Annotated in this window: 12 protein-coding genes; 7 read left to right on the top strand and 5 right to left on the bottom strand. The window is 32.7% G+C overall.

The genetic code is table 11. The annotated features are described in order from the left end of the window. Positions 1-16: 16 nt before the first annotated feature. Positions 17-2,485: a TonB-dependent receptor domain-containing protein gene (locus ABD940_RS03355; RefSeq protein WP_345200307.1), complete on the bottom strand. Its 2,469-nt coding sequence runs from the start codon at positions 2,483-2,485 to the stop codon at positions 17-19. 187 nt (positions 2,486-2,672) lie between these two features. On the opposite strand from ABD940_RS03355, the gene ABD940_RS03350 reads away from it, so the two are divergent. The 4 genes from ABD940_RS03350 (at position 2,673) to ABD940_RS03335 (ending at position 6,934) form a co-directional block, all read left to right on the top strand. Then, positions 2,673-3,350, top strand: a complete 678-nt coding sequence (locus ABD940_RS03350; protein ID WP_345200306.1) for a response regulator transcription factor — start codon at positions 2,673-2,675, stop codon at positions 3,348-3,350. Positions 3,351-3,403: 53 nt separating this feature from the next. Then, positions 3,404-4,435: a sensor histidine kinase gene (locus ABD940_RS03345; RefSeq protein ID WP_345200305.1), complete on the top strand. Its 1,032-nt coding sequence runs from the start codon at positions 3,404-3,406 to the stop codon at positions 4,433-4,435. Between the two features lie 130 nt (positions 4,436-4,565). Further along, positions 4,566-5,165 carry an IS1096 element passenger TnpR family protein gene (locus ABD940_RS03340; protein WP_345200304.1) on the top strand — a complete coding sequence of 200 codons (600 nt, stop codon included), beginning with the start codon at positions 4,566-4,568 and terminating at the stop codon, positions 5,163-5,165. A gap of 419 nt (positions 5,166-5,584) precedes the next feature. Continuing rightward, positions 5,585-6,934 (top strand): alpha-amylase family glycosyl hydrolase, encoded by a 1,350-nt coding sequence (locus tag ABD940_RS03335; RefSeq protein WP_345200303.1) that lies wholly within the window; start codon positions 5,585-5,587, stop codon positions 6,932-6,934. A gap of 87 nt (positions 6,935-7,021) precedes the next feature. On the opposite strand, the gene ABD940_RS03330 is transcribed toward ABD940_RS03335, so the two are convergent. Then, positions 7,022-7,951 carry a hypothetical protein gene (locus tag ABD940_RS03330; protein WP_345200302.1) on the bottom strand — a complete coding sequence of 310 codons (930 nt, stop codon included), beginning with the start codon at positions 7,949-7,951 and terminating at the stop codon, positions 7,022-7,024. 366 nt (positions 7,952-8,317) lie between these two features. On the opposite strand from ABD940_RS03330, the gene ABD940_RS03325 reads away from it, so the two are divergent. Then, on the top strand, positions 8,318-8,758 hold the full coding sequence (locus tag ABD940_RS03325; RefSeq protein WP_345200300.1) for a hypothetical protein: 441 nt from the start codon (positions 8,318-8,320) through the stop codon (positions 8,756-8,758). Positions 8,759-8,830: 72 nt separating this feature from the next. Here ABD940_RS03325 and ABD940_RS03320 read toward each other — a convergent pair whose 3' ends face one another. Together ABD940_RS03320 and ABD940_RS03315 are read right to left on the bottom strand one after the other, a co-directional pair. Continuing rightward, positions 8,831-9,616: a GLPGLI family protein gene (locus ABD940_RS03320; RefSeq protein ID WP_345200299.1), complete on the bottom strand. Its 786-nt coding sequence runs from the start codon at positions 9,614-9,616 to the stop codon at positions 8,831-8,833. Between the two features lie 66 nt (positions 9,617-9,682). Further along, on the bottom strand, positions 9,683-9,895 hold the full coding sequence (locus ABD940_RS03315) for a hypothetical protein (protein ID WP_345200297.1): 213 nt from the start codon (positions 9,893-9,895) through the stop codon (positions 9,683-9,685). A 155-nt stretch (positions 9,896-10,050) separates the two neighbouring features. On the opposite strand from ABD940_RS03315, the gene ABD940_RS03310 reads away from it, so the two are divergent. Further along, positions 10,051-10,461, top strand: coding sequence for a helix-turn-helix domain-containing protein (locus ABD940_RS03310; RefSeq protein ID WP_345200296.1), 411 nt, complete (start codon positions 10,051-10,053; stop codon positions 10,459-10,461). 218 nt (positions 10,462-10,679) lie between these two features. Then, positions 10,680-11,429: an SDR family NAD(P)-dependent oxidoreductase gene (locus ABD940_RS03305; protein ID WP_345200295.1), complete on the top strand. Its 750-nt coding sequence runs from the start codon at positions 10,680-10,682 to the stop codon at positions 11,427-11,429. 60 nt (positions 11,430-11,489) lie between these two features. Here the strand turns inward: ABD940_RS03305 and ABD940_RS03300 are convergent, their stop codons facing one another. Further along, on the bottom strand, positions 11,490-12,212 hold the full coding sequence (locus tag ABD940_RS03300; RefSeq protein ID WP_345200294.1) for a LytR/AlgR family response regulator transcription factor: 723 nt from the start codon (positions 12,210-12,212) through the stop codon (positions 11,490-11,492). Between the last annotated feature and the right edge of the window lies 1 nt (position 12,213).

The raw sequence follows: 12,213 nt of genomic DNA, 5'->3' as shown, positions 1-12,213 counted from the left end.
TAGATTTAAATATTTATTAAAATTTATACGACAGGTTTAATCCAAGTTGACGACCTTTTGTATAGTCCTTGTGGATAAATGTTTTAGTTGTATTTTCCTGCTCGATCTTGAAGTGAGGATTTAGCAAGTTCTTTGCAGAAATTCCGATTCCTATTTTGTTTAATGTAAAACTTAAGTTTAGATCAAGGATTTCTCTTGGAACTTCATAGAAATTTCCGATAAATCCTGTTCCTATTGAATAAAGACTTTTACCAATATGTGAGTAAGATGCTACGAAGTCTAAACTGTTTACATTGTTCCACTTATAGTTGTATCCTACGTTTACGTTAGCAATAAAATCTGCAACTCCCTGCATTTTATCTTTAGGAGTGTTGAATACAATCGTTTTACCTCCGTTTTCTTTTGCAATTTGTGCTTCAGATTTAAATTCCTGATCAGAATGCATGTAAGTAGCATTAAGGAAAGTATAAACTTTAGAATTATTCCAAGAATAAATGTCCTTTCTGAATTCTGCCTCAGCTCCTACAATGTATCCCCAGTCTGAAATGTTGAAATACGTCATGTCACTTGGCGCAGAACTCGCATAACTTGTTCTTGCAATAGCGTTCTGAATGTATTTTCCAAAAGCAGTTACTGAAATAATTTCACCTGATTTTGGGAACAATTCCCATTTTAGATCTGCATTATAATTATCCGATGGATAAAGGAATTGGTTACCATATGTATTGGTTGTTACATCATAGTAAGCAATCGGGATAATTTCTTTTGCCTGTGGTAATGTATATGTTTTAGAGAAAGCTAATCTTAAATTTTGCTTATCATTAAGGCTGTACTTAGCATTTAAAGCTGGTAAAAATTTGTTGTATTGCTTGTTCTTTTTACCGTCTTGTGCAATTGGATCCAACCACTTCATCTGCATATCGATATAGTCGAAACGACCACCTACCTGAACAATGAATTTATCAGAAAGAGTAATATCTACATTCGCTAAACCTGACTGAATATTCTGTTTTGCAGTATAATGGAATGGATTAAACAATTTATCAGTTGGCTGGAACGTTGTATAAGAGAATAATGAGTTATTACCTGCGTTAATATATCCGTCAATATTATTAGGATCTACAGGTGTTACATTACTGAAGTTCATACCGATTGTAGTATTTTCGAACTTTCTGTCTTTATACTGACCGTCATATCCAACAGTAACCTTGAATTTTTCAAATGTTTTCGTAAGATAGGCGTGTCCTAAAACTGTATTATCTTTTAGCTCATCAAAATATCTGTGGTTATTGATAGCGCTTCCTGCAATAAGCTGCAAGTTCGTTGCATCAATAGTATTCTGCATACGGTCTGGTCTTTTGCTGTTCAGCATGTTATAACCTAAAGCCCAATCTGCAGTCCATGTATCACTTAATTTGTGAGTACCTAATAATTGATTTACCCAAGTCGTTGTAATTTTATTATCACCTCTGTTGATGATCACATTTCTGTCTACGTCATAAGAATATCCCTGATAGATTTTAGCTGACTGATCAGAAGAGTGGATATAGTTTGATGTAAAGCTGATTTTATGATTAGAATTGATTTTATATCCTAAATTAACTAAAGCCGTTGTATTAGTTTTATAATTAAAACGTTCTACGCTTGTATAGCTTTTGCTTGGAGTGTTATCGAAGAAATAATAACCCTCCTGTCCTTTGCTGTATTCATAAGAATTTTCAAATCCTGCATAAGCAAATAATGAAAACTTACCGAAACTAGCACCTCCTTCAATATTCATATCTGTATTGAAAGGATTTTTGGCATTTTTAAAATTCCAGCTTGTTGTAAAAGGATATGTTTGATAAGGATTTCCTTTAATAAATTTAGTTTCCTTATATCCGAAGAATCCCGGAGATCCATCCTGTACTTTGAAATCTTTCTTATCGAATGTCTGAAGATTGATGCTGCTTCCTAAACCTACTTTAAAATAAGGCTTTCCTGTATGTTCTTTAGAAACAATGTTTACGTTTGCTCCTCCGAAATCTCCAAGCATTTTTGGGTTGTAAACTTTATCTAATGAAATATATTCGATCATTGAAGTCTTGAAGATCTCAAGATTGATGTTTTTGTATTCCGGATCGTCCGATGGAATTGGCAATCCGTTTAATGTAGTACTGTTATATCTGTCACCTAAACCTCTTACGAAGATCTGTCCGCTTCCTTCCTGTTTTGTAGTTCCGGTTGCTTTCGTTACTGCAGTTGCTGCATCACCTACACCTTGTTTTGCAAGCTGTACAGAACCAACACGTTCTATAACTTCTACAGATTTCTTTTGCAGGTTGATAAGGTTTGCTTCAGTTCCTTTTTTTGTAGATCCTTTAATCACTACACCTTCGATTTTCTTTTCTTTCTTTACGGTGTCGTTTTTGGTCTCTTGAGCGTAAAGTACAGTTCCGGATGTTGTTAAAAACAAAACTGCGATACTCAGTTTTCTAAAATTCATTTCTTTTTTACTATATTCTTTCGGTGCAAAGGAATGAAAGATTGACGGGGTAAATGGTTTAGCGAAATTTAATTTTTTCTTAACTAAACATTAATAAAAGGATATTATTGTTAACTTTATGTGAACGATGTCCGTTTTGTTAAACTGTGATTAAAATATTATTAACTTTGACTCGTAAAAATTGAAAATGAACCAAAAGAAAATCCTCTTAATAGACGATGAACTGGATATTTTAGAGATTCTGTCTTACAACCTAGAGAAGGAAGGCTATGATATCTATACAGCCACAAACGGTAACGAAGGTATCGACAAAGCTAAAGAAATCATCCCCGATCTTATCTTATTAGATGTCATGATGCCGGAAAAAGATGGTATTGAAACGTGTCAGGAACTTCGTAAAATTAAAGAATTACAAAAAACGTTAATCGTTTTTCTTTCTGCAAGAAGCGAAGAGTTCTCACAATTAGCAGGTTTCCAGGCGGGTGCAAACGACTACATTGTTAAGCTGATCAAACCGAAAATTCTTATTTCTAAAGTTAATGCTTTATTACAGTTAACTTCTCAGGTTTCTGATAATGCTAAACTTATAGAAATCGGAGATTTGGTAATTGATAAAGATAACTTCAGAGTTTCAAAAGCCGGACAGCAGTTTTTGCTTCCGAAAAAAGAATTCGATCTTCTTTATTTATTGGCTTCAAACACAGAGAAAGTTTTCAAAAGAGAAGAAATTCTTGAGAAAGTTTGGGGTAATGACGTGATTGTGGGAGAAAGAACCATCGACGTTCACATTAGAAGACTAAGAGAAAAGTTAGGAATTAATACAATTCAGACTTTAAAAGGAATTGGGTATAAACTTATTGTTTAATACTCAATTTCAAATTCTTACCTTTACATATAACCAATAAAATTTTTGTAAAATTGAAATTTTACAGACTTACCCTTGTCGCCTCTTGTCTTCTGACATTGGTGATGTTTCTATTAGTAATCATTTTCGATTCACTAAAAGATATCTATTACAGTACACCATTCTTTAAAATCGGGCTTTTCATCTGCCTTGTCCTCATTTTTATCATTAATTATATAGTATTGGAATTGCTGTTTAATTATTACGGTAAAAAACAGGTTCGTGGATTATCTCAGCTTTTGCCTCAAGAAATCGTTCACGATGACGATGAAAATATCACGATTAAAGAATTAGGAGAAAGATTTTCAGACCTTAATCAGCAAAAAGTGACCGAGCTTGATATGATGAAGGAAATGGAAAGCTATCGAAAAGAATATATCGGAAATGTATCTCATGAGCTTAAAACGCCACTATTTTCCATTCAGGGTTATGTTGAAACTTTGCGTGATGGCGGTGTTGATAATCTTACGATCCGTGATAAATATTTAGAAAGAATCGACAAATCCGTTGAAAGATTAATTGCTATCGTTACAGATCTTGATATGATCAACAGACTGGAAGCCGGTGAAATTAATCTTACTGTTTCAAAATTCGACGTTAATTTATTAATCAAAGAAATTTTCGATCTTTTGGATCTCGAAGCAGAAAAACATAATGCTACATTACAGATTCAGACATTGCAGCCTCAAATTTTTGTGGAGGCAGATAAACAGAAGATTTCACAGGTTTTTATTAATTTAATTTCAAATGCGATTCATTACGCCAACAGACAGGAAGCTAAAGTTGTCGTAAAAACCAATATTTTGAAAAATAAGGTCTTAATAGAAGTCATAGACAACGGAATGGGAATAAAATCTGAAAGTTTACCGAGAATTTTCGAAAGATTTTACCGTGTGGAAACCAGCCGCAGTAGGAGAGAGGGCGGTTCCGGGCTTGGTTTGGCGATCGTAAAGCACATTCTTGAGGCTCACAACGAAAACATTACTGTAGAAAGTGTTTATCTCGAAGGAACTAAATTTAGTTTTATGCTCGAGAAAAGTAAATAATTTTTGCAAAATGTAAGAAAAAAAAATATTTTAAAAAATCCCGAAATATTTTTTTGTCACATCTCATTTATTTTATATTTGCAATAGAGATTTATCATAATAACAAAGGCAAAAAGTAATTTAAAAACTGATGGTTTACAAAATCCGCGTAATATTAGATGCGAAAGAAGATATTTTCCGAGATATCGAAGTTAAAGGAAAACAGACGCTATGGAACTTACATTTAGGAATTAAGAGTGCGTTCAGCCTTCAAGGCGAAGAGCTTTCAACTTTTAATTTATTGGAAGAAGATGGAACGATAGTAAAAAGTGTTCCATTGGAAGATATGAGTGATGACGGTGATGGCGAAATTATGTCGGATGTGTACATTGATGAGGCTTTCGAAAGCACAGGAGATAAAGCTCAGTTCCAGTACGGACTTCTTGACCTTTGGGAATTTTTCTGCGAATTGGTTGAGGTGATCGATGAGACAAAAGGCGTGAATTACCCTATCACAGTGTACAGATTTGGAAATGTTCCATTGAAAGCTCCAAGCAAAAACGGAAGCACTGGAGGGTCTAAAAAGAAATCTGCAATGCCATTAATGGAAGATGATTTTGGTTTTGATGATGATTTTGGCGGAAGTAACAACTTTGCAGATGAAGATGATGACAATTTTGATGATGAGGAAGAAGAAGACTACAACGACGATGCTTTCGACGATGAAGATGACAACGATGATGAAAGATAATCGAAAGATCTAAAAAAATATACCGCCCTGAATGAAAATTCAGGGCTTTTTTATTAAATAAATTTGTCTCTATTATTTTGAAGAAATAAAAACCATTACTCATTACCAATTGCTCATTATTTATTTTCAGGAGCTGTTTCCCGCTTTCCACTATATCTTTTTTCGCCAACGCTTTTCTACGAAACCATTTAGAAAAAGGATGCCGTTGCAATCGGGGCTAGGATTTCAGTCGGAAATACAAATCGTCATCAAAAAAATAAATGATTGAATTTTTTAGAGATAATTATGAATTCACAATCTTAGAAAATAATATGTTTCGCATTGAAAAATACTTCTTTTTATAACTTTCTCAGTCATTTTTACTTTCAAAAAATTCCGTTCTTTCAATCACAATCCCTACTTTTGTTAAAAGAGAATTAATGAAAAAGTTAATTTTAATTGCTGTAATTGGTTTGGGAATTGTTTCCTGTACCACTCAAAATGCTACAAAAAACATGACGGATTTACCTACAAACTGGAAACATACTACAAATATTTACGAGGTCAACGTAAGACAATATACAAAAGAAGGAACTTTCAAAGCCTTTGAAAAAGAAATGCCTAGATTGAAGTCAATGGGCGTGAAAACGCTTTGGTTCATGCCGATTACGCCGATTGCTCAGGAAAACAAAAAGGGAAGTTTAGGAAGTCCTTATGCAGCTTCAGATTACACTTCCATCAATCCTGAATTCGGAACTTTGAACGATTTCAAGCATATGGTAAATGAAGCTCATCGATTAGGATTCAAGGTTATTGTCGACTGGGTTGCAAATCATACAGGTTGGGATCATGTTTGGACAAAAACTCATCCCGAATTTTATTTGAAAGATCCGGACGGAAGTTTTCACCGTGCTTCGGGAATGGATGACATCATCGAATTGGATTATAAAAATCAGGAAATGCGTCTTGCCATGATTGATGCCATGAAATATTGGGTAAAAGAAACAAATATCGATGGTTTCAGATGCGACTTGGCTTCTTGGGTTGAAGTTGATTTCTGGCAACAGGCTCGTCCAGAAGTTGAAAAAGTAAAACCGCTTTTCTGGTTAGGCGAGTTCGACGAACTGGAAAGTCCTGAATACGGAAAGGTTTTCGATGCGAGTTATTCATGGAAATGGATGCACAAATCGGCAGATTATTATAAAAAAAATGAACCTCTTTCAGAATTAACTGATCTTTTGAGAAAATATTCTGAAATTGGAGACAGCTCAATGAGAGCTTGGTTCACTGCAAATCACGATGAAAACTCATGGAACGGAACAGAATATGAAAAGTACGGAGTCATTACAAAGCCAATGGCAGTATTTTCTGCAACTTGGAACGGTGTTCCATTATTATATTCAGGTCAGGAACTTCCGAATATGAAACGTCTGGAATTTTTCGAAAAAGATGTTATCAAATGGACAAATACTTACCAAAACGCAGATTTTTACAGAACTTTATTAAATTTAAAAGCTTCTAATCCTGCGTTAAGAGGAGGTGATTCAAATGTTACAACTTATCTTCTAAATACAACAGCCAACGATAAAATTTTAGCTTATATCAGAAAAAATGATAAAGATGAGGTTTTGGTTGTTTTAAATATGTCAAAAGAACCTGTGAATTTCTCTATCGACGATGATCATATTTCGGGAGCATTTAAAAATGTATTCCATAAGACGAAAAGAGATTTCAGTGATGGTAAAGATTTCAGTTTCAAACCTGGAGATTATGCTGTTTTTGAAAAGTGAAATATTTAATCAAAAAATTTTAACTTAAAGGATAAATAAAAAAAGCGGACTTGAAATCCGCTTTTTTATATTTTAAACTATTTAAACTTACAAAGCCTGTAATTTTACGTTATCAATCACCCAAAGTTCAGTTGCTGCGTTATTTCTCGCACCAATTCTAAATCTCAACTGATTTGAATTCGGAATTCCTGTTACAGATAATTTTGTGATTGCATCATTTCCGGTATAAGTTTGTCCTGAACCTGTAGTGGTGTTTGGTGAAGCTACTGTAATTCCTGATGCTGCGAAAGTATTTGTAGCACTTCCTGTTCCTGAAAATGCCCATCTTGTATTTGAGCCTGTAGAAGAGTTTCCTCCCGTAAGTGTCAGTTTTGTGGCATAGGTTGCACCGCTGTCCGTACTTATTTCTACTGTAATCAAATCGGTATTATCTAAACCGTTGGTTGTGTTTCCGTAAGAAAATGCTGCAAGATCAAAACTCAAAGTAAGGTTATTTGTATATGCCGAAGCATCAACGGTATTGAACTCCAGATAAGTACTTGTCACTGTTCCTGTTGTAGAATTTGAATATCCAAAACCTCTTGTTCCTTCGGAATATAGTGGTGAAAAAGAGGGAGCGTCGGATATAGTAGTAGTTCCGGATGTGAAGCTAAAACTTGATGGAGAAAATCCTGAAATAGTATAATTTACAGGGCTTCCAATTTCAAATCCCTGCGAAAAAACAGTTCCTGTCTGTCCACTAGTTCCTGATCCTTCAAATCCTAAGTTTTGCCATTTGGTTCCGTCCCAACCGAGAAAAGTTTTTGTTTCCTTGTTGAATACAATTAAACCTTCACTTGCAGAAGATGAAAGACTCGTCACAGCAGCTGTTGTAAGTCTTGGTAGAAGCATTCCTTTTGTGTCTGAATTTACGTCCAAAGCTGAAGATGCATGTGGAGTTGAAGTGTTGATTCCGGCTTGTGAAAAAAACAAGCCATAATTTGCAATTAATGCAATAGCGAATAATTTTTTTGTCATGGTATTTTTTAATAAAATTTAGGTCGCAAATATATGTTTTGTTGTGTTTTTAAAATTAAAATGGAGGTTAAATTAAAGAAAATTTAATAATGTTTAGGTTTTTAATTTGGTTTTATTTTGTGTTATTTTTAATTTATTAACGTTAAAATTATTATTATGTTAAATTAAAGATATTAATTCTAAAAATAAAGAAATTTTTATCGCTAAAGATTGCTGTGTAGTAAAGAGTGTGGAGGTTGAAAATAAATCAATAAAAATTGAATTAATTTGGATTTTTAATATTATGTTATGTTCAAAAATAGATCACATTAGATTAAATTTATTTAATACATTTGAAATCTTATGTTAAAATGAAAGTTTTTGTTTATGGATAAATCAAAAATATTAGATGTTATTAAAAGTAAACTCGCAGATAAAATTCAAAAATTTGAAAGTCTGATTGAAGAAACGCGTGCCTCAAATAATGATACGAAAAGTTCGATGGGCGACAAATATGAAACGGGTCGGGAAATGCTGCAGCAGGAAATTAATAATCTGCAAAGACAACTGAATGAATGTCTGAATCAGCAGTCATTAATCCAAAAAATTAATGAAGAACCATCCTCAAAAGTTCAAAACGGAGCGTTGGTAAAAACTAATAAAGGTTTATTTTATATTTCAGCTTCGATTGGAGAGATTATTTTGGAAGACCAGAAAATAATGACAGTTTCTACAGAATCTCCTTTAGTAAAAGCAATGGCAGGATTAAGTAAAGGTCAGAATTTTTCAATTAATAATGTAAATCAGACGATTGAAGAAATTTGGTGATAAATTATTTACAATATATAAATGAAAAACTCTCACAAAATTGCGAGAGTTTTAAATAGCATTTTATACAAATTAATTCGGACTTAGTTCAATAGGATTATAATTTTTGGCTCTTTCTTGTGCCTTTTTCATAAGAAATCTTAGGGTTTCCGGATCATCAATTAATTTGTTATATGTATTGGGATCGGCAATTTCTCTCCTTTGATAGTCGAAAATTTTTGATTTATTTACTAAAGTTGCTTTAGGTTCCATATTTGCCGATTTAGCAAAATATTTTCTTTTTTTAAAACTGTACATAGAGAATATGTAATCTTTTTTATCATCGTATACTTCCAAAATCAATCCAGGTAATTTATTGAATTTATAAGGTCCGAACGGAAAAGGTATTTCTTCCGTAAACCAAGCAATCCAAGTTCTACCATATTTTTTTGTCATTGCTTTTTGACACTTGTACTTTCCGATTATTTTAAATTCATTCGACAAATCCCAATTTATATTATTTATTTCCTCGTATTTAAAAATTTTATTGGAAATTGGTGTTGTTATATAAATTTTTCCGATGGTTGTACCTATATATTCAGGAAAATCAGTTGAATATTTCATTCCGATTCCTAGATCCGATTTTTCGGAGACTTTCTTTTCAAGCTTTAAAGAATCCATAATATATTTTTTCATGTTTTTATAATAGGATTCTTTCGTATTCATCAGAAGTGCAAAAGCATCTTCTTGAGTAGTTGCATTTGTAATCTGGTCTTTATATGTTAATTTATAATCAGCTTCATAAACAACGTCAAAACCAATTTGTGCTTTTATAATAATTGTTAAAAAAACAAATATTAAAATAAAAAATATTTTCATTGTAGTTTTTAGATAGAAAAGGCAAAATATATAGAATTTACATTTTGCCTTGGCTTTTTGAAAAAATTAATGTTGATAAATGATGATTGATACATTAGTTGTTCCACAAACAACACCATTCATTAATTTTAAGGTTTTTATAACTTGATCATAAGTCATGCTTCCCATTCCATCTCCATTTACTTGGATTACTGTACCACATGAAGTTGTAAAAGGAAATGTTTTAGCACTAACAATGCCAGTGAAAACTAAAGCTCCAGCTAATAATAATTTTTTCATTGTGTAAATTTTAAATTGTTTGTATTGCAAATATATATAACTAGGGATTGTGTAATCGATCAAAATTGAACAATTTTTATTCAGTTTTGAATAAATTTGAAATCGGATAAAAATTTTAAATAATTTAAACAGTTATATTTGTAATAAAAAAATAAATGAACCTTTCAGATAAATTATTTACAACCCGCACAACAAAAAAACTTTCTAAACAAGAAGTAGCAGATTTACTTGGTATGGATGTCACAACTTATGGAAGAGTTGAAGCAGGAAAAAGAAATCTTGAAATAGATAAATTAAAACTTTTACCAGAAACTTTGGGTATTAAGGCAGAAGAAATTTTAGATTTATTAGAAATTGATAAAGGAAATGTATTTAATATCGGTAACGGAGAAAATGCATCAGGAAATGCGAGCGGAAATGGTTATGTAGAAAACATATACACTGAAAATACTGAAAATTTAGTAGAAATAAAAAACCTTTACACCGAACTTCTACAACAAAAAGACAATATGATAGAATTCCTTAAAAAAGAAAACGAAGAGCTTAAAAAACTTATCAAAAAATAACTCTGTATGTTTCTAATTATTAATTAATCATTAGAATTTTTAATTAATATTCAAATAAATTTAAAATCCTCTATCAAGAATAATGCTCTTTAAAAATAATTAATATTTCCCCTGAAAATTTAAGAAAACTTTATTGCTTACTTATGAAGCAATTGGCGGTTTTAGTCGTAAATTAGATAAAGTTAATTTAATAAAAATCATATTAAAATTTTATCAATATGGGAATTTTAGACACTAAAGTAGCACTTGTCACAGGTGCAGGATCAGGAATCGGATTGGCAATCGCAGAATTATATGCGAAAGAAGGAGCAAAAGTAATTGTATCGGACATCAATGAAGAACATGGAAATGAGGCAGTCGCAAAAATAAAATCGCAAGGCGGAGAAGCTTCATTTGTGAAAGCGGATACTTCGAATGTTGAACAGGTAGAAGCATTGGTGAAATCAACAGTCGAAATTTACGGAAAACTGGATATTGCCTGCAACAACGCCGGAATCGGTGGAGAACAGGAATTGACGGGAGATTACAGTTTAGACAGTTGGAGAAAGGTCTTGAGTGTGAATTTGGATGGTGTTTTCTACGGCTGTAAATATCAATTGGAACAAATGGACAAAAATGGAGGAGGAGTTATCGTAAACATTGCGTCTATTCACGGAACGGTTGCAGCACCACTTTCTTCGGCTTACACTTCTGCAAAACATGCTGTTGTAGGTCTTACAAAAAATATCGGCGCAGAGTATGGACAGAAAAATATCCGTTGTAACGCAGTTGGTCCTGCTTATATTGAAACGCCACTTCTGGAAAGTGCAAGCGGAGATATGAAAGAAGCTTTGATCGCAAAACATCCGATGGGAAGATTGGGAAAACCGGAAGAAGTTGCAGAATTGGTTCTATTCCTAAGTTCTGAAAAATCTTCATTCATGACAGGAGGTTATTATCTTGTTGATGGAGGTTATACCGCAGTTTAACAGCAAAGTTTTATTTATTAAAGATAGAAACGGGTTTTTGTGAAGCCCGTTTTTTTTTATTTAAAAACTTTTTCCGCCAATATATTCCATCAAAGAATCTTTGTAATTCGGAGCAATGACAATTTGCTGTTCACCAATCACGATATGATTTCTTTCAATTGCCTCAATTTTATCGAGTGCAATGATGTAAGAACGGTGAATTCTCATGAAATTTTCCGATGGAAGTTCTTCTTCCAGTTTCTTTAAACTCATTAAAGTTAAGATCGGTTTTGGATTGTCTTTCAGGAAAATTTTCACATAATCTTTTAATCCTTCAATGAAAAGAATTTCGGAAAAATTGATTTTAATTTGTTTGTATTCAGATTTTACAAAGAAAAATTCCTGCTTTTTTTCCGGTTTTTCCAAACTTGGCGAAAGACTTTCAAAATAATTTCTGGCTTTTGTTGCAGCATTCAAAAATTCTGTATAATCGAATGGTTTTAAAAGATAATCCAACGCATTTACTTTATAGCCGTCAATTGCATACTGATCAAAAGCTGTGGTAAAAATGACTTTACTTTTTTGTGGAAGCAGTTTTGAAAATTCCAAGCCTGTCAAATCAGGCATTTGAATATCAAGAAAAAACAGGTCGATATCTTTTTCTTCTTCCAACTTTTGCATGGCTTCAATCGCACTGCTGCATTTGGCTTTTAATTCTAAAAAAGGCGTTTTCAGGACGTAATTTTCGATTAAATTTAAAGCCATTGGTTCGTCGTCGGCAATCAGGCAGGTCAATTTTTTCATG

The sequence above is a fragment of the Chryseobacterium ginsengisoli genome, from assembly GCF_039542325.1.
Taxonomy (GTDB): Bacteria; Bacteroidota; Bacteroidia; order Flavobacteriales; family Weeksellaceae; genus Chryseobacterium; species Chryseobacterium ginsengisoli.
The sequence above is the reverse complement of the archived record's forward strand: the minus strand, read 5'-3'. Positions and strand labels throughout refer to the sequence as shown.

Bases quoted from the DNA above. Each gene is read 5' to 3' on its own strand.
- ABD940_RS03320 (WP_345200299.1), bottom strand. From the start codon at position 9,616: ATGAAAATATTTTTTATTTTAATATTTGTTTTTTTAACAATTATTATA.
- ABD940_RS03335 (WP_345200303.1), top strand. From the start codon at position 5,585: ATGAAAAAGTTAATTTTAATTGCTGTAATTGGTTTGGGAATTGTTTCC.
- ABD940_RS03300 (WP_345200294.1), bottom strand. From the start codon at position 12,212: ATGAAAAAATTGACCTGCCTGATTGCCGACGACGAACCAATGGCTTTA.
- ABD940_RS03325 (WP_345200300.1), top strand. From the start codon at position 8,318: ATGGATAAATCAAAAATATTAGATGTTATTAAAAGTAAACTCGCAGAT.
- ABD940_RS03340 (WP_345200304.1), top strand. From the start codon at position 4,566: ATGGTTTACAAAATCCGCGTAATATTAGATGCGAAAGAAGATATTTTC.
- ABD940_RS03310 (WP_345200296.1), top strand. From the start codon at position 10,051: ATGAACCTTTCAGATAAATTATTTACAACCCGCACAACAAAAAAACTT.
- ABD940_RS03355 (WP_345200307.1), bottom strand. From the start codon at position 2,485: ATGAATTTTAGAAAACTGAGTATCGCAGTTTTGTTTTTAACAACATCC.
- ABD940_RS03330 (WP_345200302.1), bottom strand. From the start codon at position 7,951: ATGACAAAAAAATTATTCGCTATTGCATTAATTGCAAATTATGGCTTG.
- ABD940_RS03350 (WP_345200306.1), top strand. From the start codon at position 2,673: ATGAACCAAAAGAAAATCCTCTTAATAGACGATGAACTGGATATTTTA.
- ABD940_RS03315 (WP_345200297.1), bottom strand. From the start codon at position 9,895: ATGAAAAAATTATTATTAGCTGGAGCTTTAGTTTTCACTGGCATTGTT.
- ABD940_RS03305 (WP_345200295.1), top strand. From the start codon at position 10,680: ATGGGAATTTTAGACACTAAAGTAGCACTTGTCACAGGTGCAGGATCA.